Source organism: Pantoea sp. ME81 (assembly GCF_903970985.1).
Taxonomy (GTDB): domain Bacteria; phylum Pseudomonadota; class Gammaproteobacteria; order Enterobacterales; family Enterobacteriaceae; genus Pantoea; species Pantoea communis.
The window spans coordinates 14675-31966 of the sequence record NZ_CAJCKS010000023.1 but is presented as its reverse complement, the minus strand read 5'-3'; the positions used below and the strand labels follow the sequence as shown (position 1 = coordinate 31966).

Annotated in this window: 16 protein-coding genes; 8 read left to right on the top strand and 8 right to left on the bottom strand. The window is 55.5% G+C overall.

All coding sequences use genetic code 11. From position 1 onward, the window contains the following. The first annotated feature begins 12 nt into the window (after positions 1-12). Genes H7A81_RS06595 through H7A81_RS06580 form a run of 4 tightly spaced genes read left to right on the top strand, consistent with a single transcriptional unit; the run spans position 13 to position 3606 of the window. Positions 13-1062 (top strand): ABC transporter permease, encoded by a 1050-nt coding sequence (locus H7A81_RS06595; protein ID WP_058959087.1) that lies wholly within the window; start codon positions 13-15, stop codon positions 1060-1062. Continuing rightward, a complete protein-coding gene (gene alsE / locus H7A81_RS06590) occupies positions 1062-1754 on the top strand; it encodes a D-allulose 6-phosphate 3-epimerase (protein ID WP_038645526.1) in 693 nt (230 codons plus the stop codon). Before H7A81_RS06595 ends, alsE begins: the two co-directional genes overlap by 1 nt. Beyond that, positions 1751-2644, top strand: a complete 894-nt coding sequence (gene alsK / locus H7A81_RS06585) for an allose kinase (protein ID WP_038645524.1) — start codon at positions 1751-1753, stop codon at positions 2642-2644. Before alsE ends, alsK begins: the two co-directional genes overlap by 4 nt. After that, entirely contained in the window at positions 2644-3606 is a 963-nt protein-coding gene (locus H7A81_RS06580) for a ribokinase (protein ID WP_034825823.1), read from the top strand. Before alsK ends, H7A81_RS06580 begins: the two co-directional genes overlap by 1 nt. Before the next feature lie 44 nt (positions 3607-3650). Here H7A81_RS06580 and nudK read toward each other — a convergent pair whose 3' ends face one another. The 7 genes from nudK to H7A81_RS06545 all read right to left on the bottom strand — a co-directional run bounded on the left by nudK (position 3651) and on the right by H7A81_RS06545 (position 10444). After that, on the bottom strand, positions 3651-4229 hold the full coding sequence (gene nudK, locus H7A81_RS06575; RefSeq protein WP_097118572.1) for a GDP-mannose pyrophosphatase NudK: 579 nt from the start codon (positions 4227-4229) through the stop codon (positions 3651-3653). 188 nt (positions 4230-4417) lie between these two features. Then, the gene (gene napC / locus H7A81_RS06570; RefSeq protein ID WP_034825804.1) at positions 4418-5002 is read right to left on the bottom strand and encodes a cytochrome c-type protein NapC; all 585 of its coding nucleotides are present in this window, start codon (positions 5000-5002) and stop codon (positions 4418-4420) included. Positions 5003-5010: 8 nt separating this feature from the next. Next, the gene (napB, locus tag H7A81_RS06565) at positions 5011-5442 is read right to left on the bottom strand and encodes a nitrate reductase cytochrome c-type subunit (RefSeq protein WP_045814877.1); all 432 of its coding nucleotides are present in this window, start codon (positions 5440-5442) and stop codon (positions 5011-5013) included. Positions 5443-5453: 11 nt separating this feature from the next. Further along, positions 5454-7940, bottom strand: coding sequence for a nitrate reductase catalytic subunit NapA (napA, locus tag H7A81_RS06560; RefSeq protein ID WP_160869383.1), 2487 nt, complete (start codon positions 7938-7940; stop codon positions 5454-5456). After that, the gene (locus H7A81_RS06555) at positions 7937-8227 is read right to left on the bottom strand and encodes a chaperone NapD (protein WP_182057045.1); all 291 of its coding nucleotides are present in this window, start codon (positions 8225-8227) and stop codon (positions 7937-7939) included. The genes napA and H7A81_RS06555 overlap by 4 nt, the downstream gene beginning before the upstream one ends. A 162-nt stretch (positions 8228-8389) precedes the next feature. Then, positions 8390-9892 carry an L-asparagine permease gene (gene ansP / locus H7A81_RS06550; protein ID WP_097118576.1) on the bottom strand — a complete coding sequence of 501 codons (1503 nt, stop codon included), beginning with the start codon at positions 9890-9892 and terminating at the stop codon, positions 8390-8392. A 279-nt stretch (positions 9893-10171) separates the two neighbouring features. Further along, the gene (locus tag H7A81_RS06545; protein ID WP_058959094.1) at positions 10172-10444 is read right to left on the bottom strand and encodes a YdgH/BhsA/McbA-like domain containing protein; all 273 of its coding nucleotides are present in this window, start codon (positions 10442-10444) and stop codon (positions 10172-10174) included. Positions 10445-10685: 241 nt separating this feature from the next. Between H7A81_RS06545 and narQ the strand changes: the two genes are divergently transcribed. From narQ to acrD, 3 genes are all read left to right on the top strand, one after another. Further along, positions 10686-12374 carry a nitrate/nitrite two-component system sensor histidine kinase NarQ gene (gene narQ, locus H7A81_RS06540; RefSeq protein ID WP_182057044.1) on the top strand — a complete coding sequence of 563 codons (1689 nt, stop codon included), beginning with the start codon at positions 10686-10688 and terminating at the stop codon, positions 12372-12374. Between the two features lie 41 nt (positions 12375-12415). Next, positions 12416-13048, top strand: coding sequence for a response regulator (locus H7A81_RS06535; protein ID WP_058959096.1), 633 nt, complete (start codon positions 12416-12418; stop codon positions 13046-13048). 195 nt (positions 13049-13243) lie between these two features. Next, entirely contained in the window at positions 13244-16360 is a 3117-nt protein-coding gene (gene acrD, locus H7A81_RS06530; RefSeq protein WP_034825785.1) for a multidrug efflux RND transporter permease AcrD, read from the top strand. A 95-nt stretch (positions 16361-16455) separates the two neighbouring features. Here the strand turns inward: acrD and ypfM are convergent, their stop codons facing one another. Further along, complete coding sequence (gene ypfM, locus H7A81_RS27955) at positions 16456-16518, bottom strand: protein YpfM (RefSeq protein ID WP_141399026.1); 63 nt, start codon at positions 16516-16518, stop codon at positions 16456-16458. Between the two features lie 404 nt (positions 16519-16922). On the opposite strand from ypfM, the gene H7A81_RS06520 reads away from it, so the two are divergent. Continuing rightward, positions 16923-17291: an ArsC family reductase gene (locus H7A81_RS06520; RefSeq protein ID WP_034825783.1), complete on the top strand. Its 369-nt coding sequence runs from the start codon at positions 16923-16925 to the stop codon at positions 17289-17291. The last annotated feature ends 1 nt before the right edge of the window (position 17292 follow it).

Sequence of the window (17292 nt, the reverse complement as noted above, 5' to 3'; positions counted from 1 at the left end):
AGGAGCATTCACATGAAATCACTCTCTGCTCTGCGTCCGGACGGCACCAATATTGGCCTGATGCTGCTGATTGCGCTGGCGCTGGCAATCTTCACCTTCATGCTGCCGGGCCGCTTTATGACCGACTCGACCTTTATGAGTATGGCGTTCCAGCTGCCGGAACTGGGCTTGCTGACGCTGGCAATGTTTATCGCCATCCTCAGCGGCGGCCTGAACCTGGCGATTATCGCTACCGCTAACCTGACCGCACTGTTTATCGCCTGGACGCTGATGAGCGCCCTGCCCGCCGATGCCGGCACCGGTCAGCAACTGCTGTGGCTGTTTATCGCCATCGTCGGCGCAATGCTGATTGCTGCCTTTATCGGTGTCATCACTGGTGTGATGGTGACGCGAATTGGTGCTCACCCGATTCTGGTGACGCTGGCAACCATGATGACGCTGAACGGCATCGGCATCTGGCTAACCAAAGGTGCCGCTGTCAGCGGCATGCCATCGGTGGTGCAGGCACTCGGTTCCAACACGCTGTTGGGTATGCCATTGCCGTTATGGGTGTTCCTGATTGCCGCTGCGCTGCTGGCGCTGTTCCTGGGCAAAACCCGCGCCGGTAAATGCATCTACATGGGCGGCAGCAACATTAACGCCACCTGGTTCAGCGGCATCAACACGCATCGCATGGTGGTACTGGTGTACGTCATCTCCAGCCTGCTGTGCGTGTTAGCCGGATTGATCATGATGGCGCGCTTTAACTCAGCGCGTATGGGCTACGGCGATGCATATCTGCTGCTGACCGTGCTGGCGATTATTCTCGGCGGCACCGACCCGAACGGTGGCTTCGGCCGCGTTACGGGTGTGGTACTGGCGCTGATTGCCCTGCAAGTGCTCTCTACCGGTTTCAATCTGATGAACATCAGCCAGCACGTAAGCCTGGCGATGTGGGGCGCAGTGCTGATTGTGGTGTTGGCCTTCAAACAATTCAAAGCCCGTTTTAATGAACATCGTGCCGTCAAGCTGAGCAAGCTCGCTGCGGCCCTTAATCCTCTGACCGAAAAAAAGGAAGTCTAATGCGTATTCAAGTCTCCCCGTCGTTGATGTGTATGAATCTGATGGAGATCAAGCACCAGCTGGAAGTGCTGGACTCCCGCGCAGACTTCCTCCATATCGATATCATGGACGGTCACTACGTTAAGAACATCACGCTGTCGCCGTTCTTTATTGAGCAGATTCGTCCACACACCAAAGTGGCGCTGGATGTGCATTTGATGGTGGAACACCCGACCGACTTCATTGAAGTGATTGCCAAAGCGGGTGCCGACTACATCTGCCCACATGCAGAAACCATTAACCGCGATGCGTTCCGCGTGATCAACCTGATTCGCAGCTTTGGCAAGAAAGTCGGCGTGGTGCTGAACCCGGCCACACCAGTGTCGTTTATCCATCACTATATTCATCTGCTGGACAAAATCACCGTGATGACCGTGGATCCTGGCTATGCCGGACAGCCATTCATCCCGGAAATGGTCGCCAAAGTGCAAGAACTGAAAGCCCTGAAGCAGCAGCATGGCCACAAATATCTGATTGAGATCGATGGTTCCTGCAACACGCGCACTTACAACACGCTGGTTGGAGCAGGTGCAGAAGTACTGATCGTCGGTACCTCGGGCCTGTTTAACATCCATGACGATCTGGCAACGGCCTGGGACATGATGCGTGACAGCATTGATGAAGCTCAGGGCCTGGCGAAGGTATCCGCATGATTCCACGCTGGCTGGGCATCGACATTGGCGGCACCGGCACACGTCTGCAGCTGATGGAAGAGGGACGCATCTGGTCCAGCTTCCGCAAGGTGCCGACGGCCAGCTGGGCGCAGCAGCCCGACGCATTGACGGCACTCGGGCAGTTAATCAGTGAAACACTGGAGCAGCAACCGGTGAGCGGCGTGATGCTGGGATTGCCGGGCATTCTCAGCCGCGATCGTCAGCAGGTGATTTCGCTGCCGTTTATTCAGGCGCTGGATCATCAGCCTGTGGCGGCGATCCTCACCGAGCGTCTTGGCGTGCCAGTGGCGATGGATAAAGATGTTAACCATCTGATGATGTGGGATTTAATGCAGCTGGAACAGTTGCCGGATATCGCGGTAGGTTTGTATCCCGGTACCGGTATGGGCAACAGCTTGTGGATCAATGGTCGCTTTTACCACGGCCAGCACGGCGGCGCGGGTGAATTGGGCCATGTGCCGATTGCCGGTAACGATCTACCCTGCCCGTGCGGCAACCGGGGTTGTGCGGAGACGGTGACTTCGGGCAATTGGTTGAGTCACTGGGCTAAGGCTCACGTGCCGAATACCGATATGTCGGCGCTGTTTACGCAACATGGCGACCATCCGGAGTTGCAGGCATTTGTTTATCGTTTGGCGCAGCTGATTGCCACCGAAATGAACATCCTCGATCCCGAATACCTGATTCTGGGTGGCGGAGTGCTGGCGATGGCGGACTTCCCGCTGGCGCAGTTACGCAGTCAGATTCAGCAGCATCTGCGTCCACCGGCCACGCGTGACAATTTGAAGATCGTGTTTAGTCAATCCACCGATCACACCGGCTGTCGCGGTGCCTGTTTAGCCGCCGAACGCCTGTTCAGGAGTGCATGATGAAAGGAAAAGTGTGTGTGTTTGGCTCGTTCAACCTCGACGTCGTCGCGGTGATGAACCGCTTCCCGATGCCGGGTGAATCACTGACTGCCCATAACAGCATGATGGGACCGGGCGGCAAAGGCGCAAACCAGGCCACGGCGGCGCTGCGTGCCGGGGCGCGCGTGCACTATATCGGCAAGGTCGGTAATGATGATTTTGGCACTTTCGCCCGTCGTCACCTCGAAAAAACCGGCTTTGATGCGATTACGCTGTTTACCTGTAAAGAGAAGCCTACCGGCAACGCACTGATTTATGTGGCCGGGGATGATGCTGAGAACATGATTTCGGTGTTCCCAGGCGCGAACACCACGGTGACGGCGGCGGAAGTGTCGCGCTGTCAGCCTACGGTAGCCGCAGCGGATATCTTGTTGGTGCAGCTAGAGAACAACCTGAATGCCATTCAGCGCATGATTGATAATGCGCGTGCGGGTGGCACCTTTGTGATTTTAAATCCGGCGCCGTGGCAAAAAGTGAGTGATGCACTGCTGGCGAAGGTGGATTTACTGACGCCCAATAGCACCGAAGCGATGCAGATTACCGGCGTAAAGGTGACGGATTTTGCCAGTGCGCAGAAAGCCGCAGAAGTGATGCACCGCAAAGGCGCGCGTCAGGTGATTATTACCCTGGGGATGGCGGGCGCCCTGTTGTCCAATGCGGAACAGCAGCCGCTGCGCATTCCGCTGTTCCCGGCACAACCGCTGGATACCACCGGCGCGGGCGATGCGTTTAACGGCGCGCTGGCAGCGCGTTTAGCTTCGGGTGATGAACTGCCACAGGCGGCTCTGTTCGCATCGGCGTTTGCTTCGTTGTGTGTCGAGCGTTCTGGTGCGGCTAATTCAATGCCGTCGTACGCCGAAGCGCTGGCGCGTATGCAGGCACATCCGGAGTGCGTACCAGAGCCGTTGGAAGTGATGGCTTGAATGACTGTGGGCGGCCATGAAAGTCGCCCTTAGTGATGCACCGGTTAGGCTTTTAACCAACCTGCAATCTGCGCATACTGCAGCAACATGATCGCTTTACCGTCGAGGATGCGGCCATCTTTCACCATCGCCAGCGCTTGCGGAAAAGGCAACTCCAGCACGGTAATCTCTTCATCTTCTACGCCACCACCGGCATTAGCGCGCATTGCATCGCTATACTCTGCCGCGAAAAAATGGACGATTTCTGTTACGCCACCCGGTGACATATAGGCTTCAAAGAGCTTCTCGACCTTGCCGACCTCATAACCGGTCTCTTCGATGGCTTCTTTGCGGATGCAATCTTCCGGCGTGTCGTTATCCAGCAGTCCCGCGCAGGTCTCAATCAATTCACCGCTGGCATTACCGTTAACGTAAGTCGCAATGCGGAACTGACGAATCAGCAGCACGGTATTTTTATCGCGGTTATAAAGCAGGATGGTGGCGCCGTTGCCGCGATCATAGACTTCGCGTTTGTGGCGGATGACTTCGCCGTTGCTACGGGTCAGTTCGTAGGTGAAGTTACGCAGGATAAAGTAATTATCTGACAGTAACTTATCTTTAATGATGTTGATCTTTAACGACATGGCCGCTCCACCGCTTAATGAGGGAGCCTGAGATAATAGGCGTTAGCGGCGGGGAAAACTATCTGAATTCGTGCGGTCAGTGCGCATTGAAGGGCGAAAACGGTCGCGCAATAAATTGCGCCGCTACGGCAAGGTGCAGTGAGTGGTAGCGGCGCGATTTATCGCGCGAATGGATGACAATGCGAAAATCAAAAACCGTTCTTCTGCTCGCTCATATCCGGCAGGTGATGCGCAATTCCTTTGTGGCAATCAATACAGGTTTGCCCATCCTCCACCGCTTTGCTGTGCATTTTTGCTGCCACCGTCTTCTGCGCGGTGAAATCCATATACTCGAAGTTGTGGCAGTTTCGGCACTCCTGCGAATTATTGTTCTTCATCCTGCGCCACTCATTCTGTGCCAGCTCGATACGCGTCTCTTCAAACTTCTGCGGTGTGTCGATCAGGCCGAAGATCTTGGCGTACACCTCTTTGCTGGCTTGCAATTTGCGCAGCATTTTCGGACCCCATTCGTGCGGCACATGGCAATCCGGGCAGGTTGCACGCACACCGCTGCGGTTGTTGTAGTGCACCGTCTGCATATACTCCTGATACACGTTGTTGCGCATCTCATGGCAGCCAATGCAGAACTGCTCGCGGTTGGTCATCTCCATTGCGGTATTAAAACCGCCCCAGAAAATAATCCCACCGGCAAAACCCAAAATCAGCAGCGTGCCGAGTGCTAAGCGGCTGGGGCGTCGCCACCAGCGCCAGATGCGTAATAATCTCTGTTTCATTGATAACCTCACTGCCCAAAGCCGTTAGCCGGTTTAAAGGTGTTCTCCACCACCGGTTTAGCATCGGTTTGCGGGACGTGGCACTGCAAACAGAAGTAGCGGCGCGGCGATACCGTGCTGCTCACCAGGCCATCACGATCGGTAAAGTGTGTTGGGCTCACGCGCGGTGCGCCGGTGGTCAGGTAACTTTGCGTGCCGTGGCACTGCAGGCAGCGGTTGACGTTTTTCGTCACCTGGTAGCCATCGACGCTGTGCGGGATCACCGGCGGCTGATTCACGTAGTTCAGCGGTTTGCGGCTCTGCTCTTTCGGCTGATGGATCGTGCCCTGCTGCGTGGCCGTGACTTCCGGAGATTGTGTGAGATCCACGCCATGACCCGCGTAAACCACGCCGCCCAGCGTCAGGGCGGCAACGGTGATAAGAGTAAATAAGGGTTTCATTGCATCCTGCCTTAAATTTTGACCAGCTTAACGGCGCATTTTTTGTAATCGGTCTGCTTCGATAGCGGATCGGTGGCATCCAGCGTGACGTTATTGGCCAGCACGCCGGCATCGAAGAACGGCATAAACACCAGCCCTTTTGGCGGTTGATTACGTCCGCGCGTTTCGACCGTGGCGACGGTTTCGCCACGGCGTGACACCACGCGGACCTTCTCGCCACGGCGGAAACCGCGATCTTTGGCGTCAAGCGGATGGATATACAGCAGCGCCTGCGGCACGGCACGATGCAACTCCGGCACGCGACGCGTCATGGTGCCGGTGTGCCAGTGTTCCAGCACGCGGCCGGTACAGAACCACATATCGTACTCGGCGTCCGGTGCTTCAGCGGGTGGCTCATACGGCAGGGCAAAAATGGTGGCTTTGCCATCTGGCTTGCCATAGAAACGCACGCCCTCGCCCGCTTTGACGTAGCTGTCAAAGCCTTCGCGGTAGCGCCAGCGCGTCTCTTTGCCATTCACCACCGGCCAGCGCAATCCGCGCGCTTCATGATAGGCATCGAATGGCGCCAGATCGTGACCGTGTCCGCGACCAAAGCTGGCATACTCTTCAAACAGGCCTTTTTGGATGTAGAAGCCAAAATCGCGCGCCTCGTCGTTCAGTCGATCGTCGGCCACTTCGCTCAACGGGAATTGATTAACCTGGCCGTTGGCGTACAGCACGTCATACAAGGTTTTATCCCGCAGCTCTGGCTGTTGGGCAATCAATGCTTCCGGCCAGACTTCCGCCACGCGGAAACGCTTAGCGAAATTCACCATCTGCCACAGATCCGATTTGGCCTCACCCGGTGCTTTCACCTGTTGATGCCAGAACTGGGTACGACGCTCGGCGTTGCCGTAAGCGCCCTCTTTCTCCACCCACATCGCCGTCGGCAGGATCAAGTCCGCACACAAAGCACTGACGGTGGGATAAGGATCGGACACCACGATAAAGTTGCGTGCATCACGCCAGCCTGGCATGCGCTCCTGCGTCAGGTTCGGGCCCGCCTGCATGTTGTTGTTACACATCACCCAGTACGCATTCAGTTTGCCGTCTTTCAGCGCGCGATCCTGAGCGACCGCATGCAGGCCGATTTTGGCGGGAATGGTGCCTTGCGGCAGCTTCCACAGTTTTTCGGCCGTCGCACGGTGCTTATCGTTATTCACCACCATGTCTGCGGGCAGACGATGCGAGAAGGTGCCGACTTCACGTGCGGTTCCGCACGCGGAGGGTTGCCCGGTGAGCGAGAAGGGACCGGTGCCGGGGCGCGAGATTTTTCCGGTCAGCAGATGGATGTTGTAGCACAGGTTATTGGCCCACACGCCGCGCGTATGCTGATTAAAGCCCATGGTCCAGTAGGAGACCACGTTGATGTTTGGGTCGGCATAGAGTTCGGCCAGCGCAATCAGCTGATCCTGCTCTACACCGCTCATCTCACTGGCTTTCTCTACCGTGTATTCGGCAACGAATTTGGCGTACTCGTCGAAGCTGATCGGCGTGGATTCGCCGCTATCCGGGTTTTTCGCTGAGGCCTGACGCGGATCGCTCGGGCGTAATCCATAACCAATATCCGTGACGCCTTTACGCAGCGTGACGTGATTCTGCAGGAAGGCTTTATCGACTTTGTTGTTCTGAATGATGTAGTTGGCGATGAAGTTAAGAATCGCCAAATCGCTTTGCGGCGTAAACACCATGCCGTTATCAGCCAGTTCAAAACTGCGATGACGGTAGGTAGAGAGCACGGCGACTTTAACATTGTCATCGCTCAGGCGACGGGCCGTCAGGCGTGACCAGAGAATCGGATGCATCTCGGCCATGTTCGAACCCCACAGCACAAAGGCATCGGCCACTTCGATGTCATCGTAGCAGCCCATCGGTTCATCCATGCCGAAGGTACGCATAAAGCCCACCACCGCCGAGGCCATGCAGTGGCGCGCGTTAGGATCGAGATTGTTGGTGCGGAAACCGGCTTTCATCAATTTAGAGGCGGCATACCCTTCCCATACCGTCCATTGACCGGAACCGAACATGCCGATGGATTCAGGCCCGTTGGCTTTTAGCGCCGCTTTGAACTTCTGTTCCATGATGTCGAAGGCCTGATCCCAACTCACCGGGGTAAACTCGCCTTCTTTGTCGTAGTGGCCATCGGTCATGCGCAACAACGGCTGCGTCAGGCGGTCTTTTCCGTACATGATCTTCGGCAAGAAATAACCTTTGATGCAGTTCAACCCACGGTTCACTTCCGCCTGCGGATCGCCCTGTGAGGCCACCACGCGTCCCTCTTGCGTGCCCACCAGCACGCCACAACCGGTGCCACAAAAACGACACGGCGCCTTTTCCCAGCGGATCGGGGCGCCCAGTGCGGTCACGGCTTTGGTGACGCTGGGAATCGTAAGTCCTGCGGCCACGGCCGCCGCTGCGGCCGCATTGGCCTTCATAAATTCTCGACGACTGACTTTCATGATGCTTCCTTGTGACGATATTCCGTTTCGTCTTGCTGGTGATACACCAGAGAAACGGCCAATACATGCGGGATATTGCGGGTGGCTTCGATGTTATTCAGCAAGGTGCGACTGTCAGCAGCACCCAGGGTCACGGCCAGCGTGCCGCGTGCGCTGTCTTCAGCGGCGATTTCGCAATCAGAAAGCAACAGCAATGCCTGCTTTACCGCCGGGATGGCGTGAGATCGCGCCTGGATGACCAGACCGCATACGTGCCAACTGCTTTCAGGGAGAATGGAGTGCGTCATGCGCTCACCTCGTTTAGCCAGCTTGAGATGAGGCGTAAAATACCCTGAGCTTTTACAGGGCTATATCACCCGAAAGGTGTATATCCCGATGTGGGATCAAGGGAAGGACAATTGAAATGAAAACGGGGGCCAAAAGGCCCCCGTTGATGAGAATGGCTGCGATTAACGCGAGCTATCTTCCGCCAGCTTAGCTGCCCCATCATCCTGTTCGTCATGATGATGGTCGTGCTCTTTCATGGCTTCCGCATGCACGCGTTTGCGCACACCGAACCAGCCCAGCACCAGTACCACGGCAATCAGCGGGATGGACGCAATAGTGTAGGTACCGTTTGGATAATCAAACGCCATCAACACCAGCACGCTCACCAGGAACAGCAGCGTCAACCATGAGGTGAACGGTGCCCACGGCAGCTTGAAACTGACGTCTTCCGCTTTACCTTCTTTAATCGCTTTGCGCAGACGCATCTGGCACACCACGATAAAGCCCCAGGAAGAGATGATGCCCAATGAAGCCACGTTCAGTACGATCTCAAACACCTGCGATGGCACATAGTAGTTGAGCACCACACCAACCACGTACACCGCGATGGTAACGAGGATACCGGCGAACGGCACCTGCTGTTTGCTCATCTTCGACATGAACTGAGGCGCAGAACCGCCCATCGACATGGAGCGCAGAATACGACCGGTGGAGTACAAGCCCGAGTTGAGGCTCGACAACGCTGCGCTCAGCACCACGATGTTCATCACGCTACCAATGTAAGGCACGCCCAGTTTGGAGAAGAAGGTCACAAACGGACTCTGCCCTGCCTGATAGGCGTTCCACGGCAGCAGCAGTACCAGCAGCACCACCGAACCGACGTAGAAGAGACCAATACGCCAGATCACGCTGTTGATGGCTTTAGGCAGCATGGTTTTCGGGTCTTTACACTCCCCGGCCGCCGTGCCCACCAACTCAATCGAGGCGAAGGCAAACACCACGCCTTGCACTAACACCAGCGCCGGCAGCAAGCCGTGCGGGAAGAAACCGCCGTTGTCAGTGATCAGGTGGAAGCCAGTGGTGTTGCCGTCCAGCGGTTTACCGCTGCCCAGGAACACCACACCGACGATCAGGAACACCACGATCGCCAGCACTTTCACCAATGCGAACCAGAATTCCATTTCGGCGAACCACTTCACGCCGATCATGTTCATGGTACCGACAATCGCCAGTGCGCCAAGGGCAAATACCCACTGCGGCACATCACCAAACGCGCCCCAGTAGTGCATATACAACGCAACTGCGGTGATATCCACGATACCGGTCATCGCCCAGTTAACGAAGTACATCCAGCCTGCCACGTATGACGCTTTTTCCCCGAGGAATTCACGTGCATAAGAAACAAAGCTGCCGCTTGATGGGCGGTGTAATACCAGTTCGCCCAACGCACGAAGGATAAAGAAGGAGAAGATACCGCACACCAGATAGACCAGTGCCAGAGCAGGACCAGCCATCTGCAAGCGCGCGCCTGCACCAAGGAACAGGCCGGTACCGATGGCACCGCCAATGGCGATCATTTGTACCTGACGGTTACCCATTGCTTTGTGGTAACCGCTGTCGTGGGAATTGAGCCAGCGTCTTTTCGCAGCGCGTTGTTCGGCTGCGGTTTTTTTAGTTGAATTCATAGCTTTCCTGTTTGTCCTGACCATCAATCATCGCCTGACCAATCGTTTGCGTGCGGCGGTGCGAAATGGGGTAAAACCCGCTACCGATACGGCGGAACGATGTCGCGCGGTGAGCCGGGAATTTACGGCGATGAATCCTACCCGTTCTGCATGAACGAAGCAAAAAATACCGTTTGGTTGCACGAGTTGATTTGTAAGAATCGGTCGCGGTGCACAAAAAATACCGGCCAGTGAATGGCCGGTAAAGGGGTGGCTACAGGGAAATACTACGGGAGGGGATTAACGGTAAATCTCTGCGGTGCCGCTCCACAGGCTGGAATCGCCTGGGTTTTGCACGCCTATGACGCGGTAATGGCTGGCGCCCATATCTTCCGCTTTCTGCGACAGCTGGCGGGTTGCATCATCGATGGAACCGCGAACGCCGCTGATGGAAACGGTACCGCTGCTTTGCAGGTTTTCCGCCTGCTCAGCACTTAAGGGTTGCGCGGCGAAGGCCGTGAAACTTGCGGTGGCAAGCAGTGCAGCAGTCAGAATGGCAATCGGTGTCTTCATCATTTGCTCCTGTTGTCGTCCGTTCATAAAAGTGATTACGCTGCAAATTATCAGCGAAGTAATGAAAAGCAGGCACAGCAGGCCGTAAAGCCGTTCAATAATTCGCCAGCTAACGACATGCAATCCAGGGAAAGGTAAAGAGAAGTGGATTTCTCTGCTAAAAGTAACCTGATGTGACGATTCCGGCTCGCTGTCTGCCTGACGCTGCCTTATAATCCCACGCTCTTATAAGGGTTTTATTGTGATAGTGAAACGTCCTGTTACCCGCACCATGGCCCGTGCCCTGAGCGCGATTGTGTTGTTGTCGCTGCTCACCACCGGCCTGGCGCTGTTAACGCTCTCCAGCAGTTTGCGTGATGCCGAAGCGGTGAATGTCGCCGGCTCACTGCGCATGCAAATTTACCGCCTTGCCTGGGATACCACGCGCGATCCGCAGCAGTTGACGCAGCACATCCAAATCTATCAGCAAACCCTCAGCTCACCGGCTCTGCAGCATCTGGAACGCCCATGGGTGCCGAAGGAAGTGGCCAGTCGCTATCGCTATCTGCGCGACAGCTGGCCGCAGTTACAGCTGACGCTGCAGCCCGAGCGCGCGCAGATCTATCAGCAACGCGTTGCCAGTTACGTGAGTGAGATTGATCGCTTTGTGCTGGCACTGCAACATTACGCCGAACTGAAAATGCATCTGGTGGCGGCCAGTAGCCTGTTTGGTTTCCTGGCGATTGTGGCACTGGCGCTGTGGACCATCCGCTTTATCCGTCGCAATGTGGTACGCCCGCTGGATTCCCTGGTTACTGCCAGCCAATACGTTGAGCAGGCGAATTTCAGCTTTCCACCGTTGTCCGTCTCTCAGCCCACCGAATTGGGTGTACTGGCACAAGCTTTTACTCACATGGCTGAACGTCTGCACTCGCACTATCGCCTGCTTGAGCTGGCGGTGCGCAATAAAACGGAAGATCTGACGCAAGCCAACCGCACACTGAAATTACTCTATGAATGCTCGCAGGTCCTCACCAGTAGCCCACTTAATCCGGAATTGTTCCAGGGATTGCTGCGGCTGGTTCAACGTCGTGAGGCGTTAACCCTATTGAGCATCACCAGCGACGGTATTGATTTTCAGGCCGGCGTGGCAGAGGAAGGTCTCGAATGGCATCGTTTGCCGCTGCAACAAGAAGATCAGTCACTCGGCGAACTGTGCTGGCAAACACGGCGAGCGCCTCCTGCCGATGAACTGATGCAAAGCCTGGCCAACATGCTGGCGCGTTCGTTATGGATTTGGCAGACGCAAAAACAGTACCAGCAGATGCTATTAATAGAAGAGCGATCCACCATCGCGCGTGAACTGCATGATTCGCTGGCGCAGTCGCTCTCCTTCCTGCGCATCCAGCTCACGTTGTTGCGCCGCAATGTCGATCACACCCAGCCCCAGGCACAATCGATTATTGCCGAGTTTGATCGCGCCCTGGCCGAGGCCTATCAGCAACTGCGCGAGTTACTGACGACCTTTCGTCTGACTATCGAACAGGCAGATTTAGTGCAGGCGATGCAGGCAATGATCGCCCCATTGCAGGAACAGTCTCACGCCGCGATCGCCTTCGATTACCAATCGGGCCTGCAAACGCTGGATGCGCAACAGCAGGTACATGTGCTGCAGATCGCACGTGAAGCCCTGCTGAACGCCATTCGTCACGCACAGGCGCAGCAAATCCATATTTTTTATCAGCGCGATGAAGACGCATTCCATTTGCTGACGATTGAAGATGACGGTTGCGGCATCCGTAGCCTGGAAGAACCTCCAGGCCATTACGGTCTGACGATAATGGCGGAGCGCGCTGCCCGGCTTTCTGGCAGCTTACTGATTACTCCGCAGACGCGTGGCACGCGCGTTACGCTGCGTTTCCCACCGCGACCGGCACACCGGCTGGCTTAACGCGATACACTTATGTTGAATGGACTTTGACTGGAGAATTTATGGCCCCCTCTTCCCTGACTATTATGATCGTTGACGATCATCCGCTGATGCGTCGTGGCATCCGCCAACTGCTGGCACTGGAACCACGTTTGGAAGTGGTGGCCGAAGCCAACAACGGTACAGAAGCGCTGGCTGAAGCACGTCGCCTCTCGCCCGATGTGATATTGCTCGATCTGAACATGAAAGGCATGTCGGGTTTAGATACCCTTAAAGCCCTGCGCCATGAAGGGATCGCTTCGCGCATATTGGTGCTGACCGTTTCCGACGCACGCAATGATATTTACGCCATGGTCGATGCGGGAGCCGATGGTTATTTGCTGAAAGACAGTGAGCCGGAATTATTGCTGGCGCAGGTCATGCGCGGTGCAATGGGTGAGAATGTGTTTAGTGAAGTGGTGGCAGAATATCTGGCAACGCGCCAACCGAGCGCCAATCCTTTCAAACAACTCACCGAGCGTGAACTGGATGTGTTGCAGGAAGTGGCGCGCGGGTTATCCAATAAAGAGATTGCCGCCACCTTGCATATTTCCGAAGAAACGGTAAAAGTGCACATCCGCAATCTGCTGCGTAAACTGGACGTTCGTTCACGCGTCGCCGCCACAGTGCTCTGGCTCGAGAGCCGCAATGTGTAGCAGCGCACAGAAAACCAGCACGACATTTACACTTTCTCCATAATTTATCCACGATTCTCTAATTTGCGCCGCGTACAGTAGGCAGCAGCAGGAGTTTTCGGGATAGCACCTTGCACTCCGCCGACGTGAAGCCGACTGCGCTTCACGTTTTACATAATAAAAGTAAAAAATACGCAGCTGAGGAGTGTCGGTTCCATGTCGAATTTTTTTATCGACCGCCCCATTTTTGCCTGGGTTTTGGCTATTTTGCTTTGTCTTTGCGGCACACTAGCGATCATCTCCCTGCCCATTGAGCAGTATCCCGATCTCGCACCGCCTAACGTGCGTATTACTGCCAATTATCCCGGTGCCTCTGCGGAAACGCTGGAGAACACCGTTACCCAGGTTATCGAACAGAACATGACCGGTATCGATAACCTGATGTATATGTCCTCAAACAGCAGTAACACGGGGCAGGCGCAAATCACCCTCACCTTTACCGCTGGCACCAATCCTGATGAAGCCCGCCAGCAGGTACAAAACCAGCTACAATCCGCACTGCGTAAATTACCCGCCGCCGTTCAATCTCAGGGCGTCACGGTGAATAAAACCGGTGACAGCAATATCCTGATGATTGCGTTTGTCTCTACCGACGGAAGTATGGACAAACAGGATATTTCAGATTATGTCGCCAGTAACATTCAGGATCCGCTGAGCCGCATCGATGGTGTGGGTCAGGTTGACGCCTATGGTTCGCAATACGCGATGCGTATCTGGCTCGATCCTAACAAGCTGATTGCCTATGCGCTGACCACCGATGACGTGGTGACGGCGATTGAATCGCAGAACACCCAGGTGGCGGTCGGCCAGGTTGGCGGCTTGCCATCGGTGGATAAACAAGCGCTCAATGCCACCGTCAATGCGCAGTCGATGCTGCAAACCCCAGAGCAGTTCAAAGCCATCACGCTGAAAACCAACAGTGACGGCTCGGTGGTGACGCTGGGCGATGTGGCTGACGTGGCGATGGGGGCGGAAAAATACGACTTCCTCAGCCGCTACAACGGTCAGGCGGCGTCCGGTCTCGGTATTAAGCTGGCGTCCGGCGCCAACGAAATGAACACCGATAAGCTGGTGCGTGCACGTGTGGAAGAGTTGTCGCACTACTTCCCGCACGGGCTGGAAGCCAAAATCGCCTACGAAACTACGCCGTTTGTGAAAGCCTCGATCACCGACGTGGTGAAAACGCTGCTGGAAGCGATTCTGCTGGTGTTCCTGGTGATGTATCTGTTCCTGCAGAACTTCCGCGCCACGCTGATTCCGACCATTGCCGTACCGGTGGTGCTGCTCGGCACCTTCGCGGTGCTGTATGCCTGCGGATTCAGTATCAACACGCTCACCATGTTCGCCATGGTGCTCGCCATCGGCCTGCTGGTGGATGACGCCATCGTGGTGGTGGAGAACGTTGAACGCATCATGAGTGAGGAAGGACTTTCACCGCGCGCCGCCACGCGAAAATCGATGGGACAGATCCAGGGGGCGCTGGTGGGCATTGCGCTGGTGCTGTCGGCGGTATTCGTACCGATGGCCTTCTTCGGCGGCACCGTGGGCGCTATCTATCGCCAGTTCTCGATCACCATCGTGTCGGCGATGGTGTTGTCGGTGTTGGTGGCGATGATTCTAACGCCAGCCCTGTGCTCGACGCTGCTCAAACCCCTTGAACAAGGCCATCATCATGGACGTCGCGGCTTCTTTGGCTGGTTTAACCGCAACTTTAATGCCAGCGCGGAACGCTACGAACGCGGAGTCGCGCGTATCTTGATGAAGGGCGGGCGCTGGCTGGTGCTCTATCTCGGCATCATCGGCGTAATGGCGTTTCTGTTTATCAAGCTGCCGACCTCGTTCCTGCCGCTGGAAGACCGGGGCGTATTCCTGACGCAGGTGCAGCTGCCGCCGGGCGCGACCTTGCAGCAGACCTCCAACGTGGTGGCGAAAGTTGAAAACTATTACATGACCGCCGAGAAAGACAACGTGCTGTCGGTGTTCTCAACCATCGGCGCCGGTCCGGGTGGTAACGGCCAAAACGTGGCGCGCCTGTTTGTACGCCTGAAAAACTGGGAAGAGCGTCCAGGCAGCGATCGTACCTCATTCGCCATCATCGATCGCGCCACCAAAGCCTTCCATAAAATCAAAGAGGGCCGCGTGATCGCCAGCAGCCCACCGGCGATTACCGGCATGGGCAGCTCCTCCGGTTTTGATATGGAATTGCAGGATCACGGCGGCATTGGTCATACCCAGTTGATGGCAATGCGTGACAAGCTGCTGGAGTTGGCCGACAGCAATCCGGCCCTCTCTCGCGTGCGTCACAACGGTCTGGATGACAGCCCGCAGCTGCAAATTGATGTCGATCAGCGCAAAGCGCAGGCGCTGGGCGTTTCGCTCGACACCATCAATGACACGCTGACCACCGCATGGGGCTCAACCTATGTGAATGACTTCCTCGATCGCGGCCGCGTGAAGAAAGTGTATGTGCAGGCCGCAGCGGAATTCCGCATGCTGCCAGGCGATATCAACAAATGGTACGTTCGCAACAGTAGCGGCACTATGGTGCCCTTCTCCGCCTTCGCCACCAGCCGTTGGGAAACCGGTTCGCCGCGTCTGGAACGTTACAACGGCTACTCTTCACTTGAGATCGTCGGCGAGGCCGCCAATGGCGTCAGTAGCGGCACCGCGATGGATGTGATGGAGAAACTGGTGGGGCAACTGCCGTTAGGCGTTGGCTTCCAGTGGACCGGAGCCTCTTATCAGGAACGTCTCTCCGGTTCACAGGCACCTGCGCTGTATGCGATTTCGCTGCTGGTGGTGTTCCTGTGTCTGGCCGCGCTGTATGAGAGTTGGTCGATTCCGTTCTCCGTGATGCTGGTGGTGCCACTTGGCGTGGTGGGTGCGCTGGTGGCAACCTGGATGCGCGGACTCGAGAACGACGTGTACTTCCAGGTTGGCTTGCTCACCGTGATTGGCTTGTCGGCGAAGAACGCCATACTGATCGTGGAATTCGCCAATGAGATCAACAGCAAAGGACGTGAGCTGATGGAGGCGACGCTGGAGGCTTCACGTCAGCGTCTGCGCCCGATTCTGATGACGTCGCTGGCCTTTATCTTCGGCGTGCTGCCGATGGCGATCAGCAGCGGGGCGGGTTCCGGCAGCCAGCATGCGGTCGGAACGGGCGTCATGGGCGGCATGATCTCCGCGACGATATTAGCGATTTTCTTCGTGCCGCTGTTCTTTGTGCTGGTGCGTCGTCGCTTCCCGTTAAAAGAGAAGTCACACGATTAAAGCCTAAAATAAAACGGGGCCGCGATATTCGCAGCCCCGTTGTTATTTGGATTGAATTACAGCAAGTTGGGAGTGCCCTGCTTTTCTCTTCGCGATTACTTACTACGTAACATCGCTTCAATAAATTCTTTCCAGTTCCCCAATTCGGTGTCGACCATCATACCCTCTCTTATTGTAGTGGTGATTCTACGCCGATTTTTTCTACAGGTGAATACGTTTCCACCACTCAAGACTATCGGCAAAAGCGCAAAAAACCTTCAATTTGTCGAAAATGCGTACTGACGCACATTTCAGCAAGCCGTTAACACCACAGGGAAAAATCACCTGCGTTTTCGGGTAGCACATTTTTTCGATTAGGATAATTCTTAGGAGACTGATGATGCCACCAGGAACTATTCAGGACGTTAATGAAAACGTTTACTGGACCTAATTAATAGAATTGATAACGCAGAAATTATCATTAAAAAACAAATAAAACGCAGCGCCTGATGGCTCAGAGGTCACAGCCAGCAGAGCGCTATGGTAAACTCGCGCTTTATTTTTCACAGGATGGGAACAGTCGATGACAGCGCAGTGGGTGATGTACGGAATTAAAAATTGCGACACCATAAAAAAAGCACGCAACTATTTAGCAGAATCCGGCACCGACTATCGTTTTCACGATTATCGCGTGGATGGCATCGATGACGCGCTACTGCAATCGTTTATCGATCAGCTTGGCTATGAAGTGCTGCTCAATACGCGCGGTACCACCTGGCGTAATCTGCCAGAAGCGGAGCGTGCAGCAGTGACCGATGCGGCCAGCGCGAAAGCCGTGATGCTCGCCCAGCCTGCCATTATCAAACGTCCGGTATTGTCTGCCCCTAACGGTGACTTGCTGGTCGGTTTCAAAGATTCCCTTTATCACGCGTTTATCCAGGAGAAGTCATAAC

What these genes read in the sequence shown, in the direction of transcription:
- H7A81_RS06545 (WP_058959094.1), bottom strand. Translation starts at nt 10,444, where the DNA reads ATGAAGACACCGATTGCCATTCTGACTGCTGCACTGCTTGCCACCGCA.
- alsE (WP_038645526.1), top strand. Translation starts at nt 1,062, where the DNA reads ATGCGTATTCAAGTCTCCCCGTCGTTGATGTGTATGAATCTGATGGAG.
- H7A81_RS06595 (WP_058959087.1), top strand. Translation starts at nt 13, where the DNA reads ATGAAATCACTCTCTGCTCTGCGTCCGGACGGCACCAATATTGGCCTG.
- ansP (WP_097118576.1), bottom strand. Translation starts at nt 9,892, where the DNA reads ATGAATTCAACTAAAAAAACCGCAGCCGAACAACGCGCTGCGAAAAGA.
- H7A81_RS06580 (WP_034825823.1), top strand. Translation starts at nt 2,644, where the DNA reads ATGAAAGGAAAAGTGTGTGTGTTTGGCTCGTTCAACCTCGACGTCGTC.
- H7A81_RS06535 (WP_058959096.1), top strand. Translation starts at nt 12,416, where the DNA reads ATGGCCCCCTCTTCCCTGACTATTATGATCGTTGACGATCATCCGCTG.
- napA (WP_160869383.1), bottom strand. Translation starts at nt 7,940, where the DNA reads ATGAAAGTCAGTCGTCGAGAATTTATGAAGGCCAATGCGGCCGCAGCG.
- nudK (WP_097118572.1), bottom strand. Translation starts at nt 4,229, where the DNA reads ATGTCGTTAAAGATCAACATCATTAAAGATAAGTTACTGTCAGATAAT.
- napB (WP_045814877.1), bottom strand. Translation starts at nt 5,442, where the DNA reads ATGAAACCCTTATTTACTCTTATCACCGTTGCCGCCCTGACGCTGGGC.
- H7A81_RS06520 (WP_034825783.1), top strand. Translation starts at nt 16,923, where the DNA reads ATGACAGCGCAGTGGGTGATGTACGGAATTAAAAATTGCGACACCATA.
- H7A81_RS06555 (WP_182057045.1), bottom strand. Translation starts at nt 8,227, where the DNA reads ATGACGCACTCCATTCTCCCTGAAAGCAGTTGGCACGTATGCGGTCTG.
- alsK (WP_038645524.1), top strand. Translation starts at nt 1,751, where the DNA reads ATGATTCCACGCTGGCTGGGCATCGACATTGGCGGCACCGGCACACGT.
- acrD (WP_034825785.1), top strand. Translation starts at nt 13,244, where the DNA reads ATGTCGAATTTTTTTATCGACCGCCCCATTTTTGCCTGGGTTTTGGCT.
- napC (WP_034825804.1), bottom strand. Translation starts at nt 5,002, where the DNA reads ATGAAACAGAGATTATTACGCATCTGGCGCTGGTGGCGACGCCCCAGC.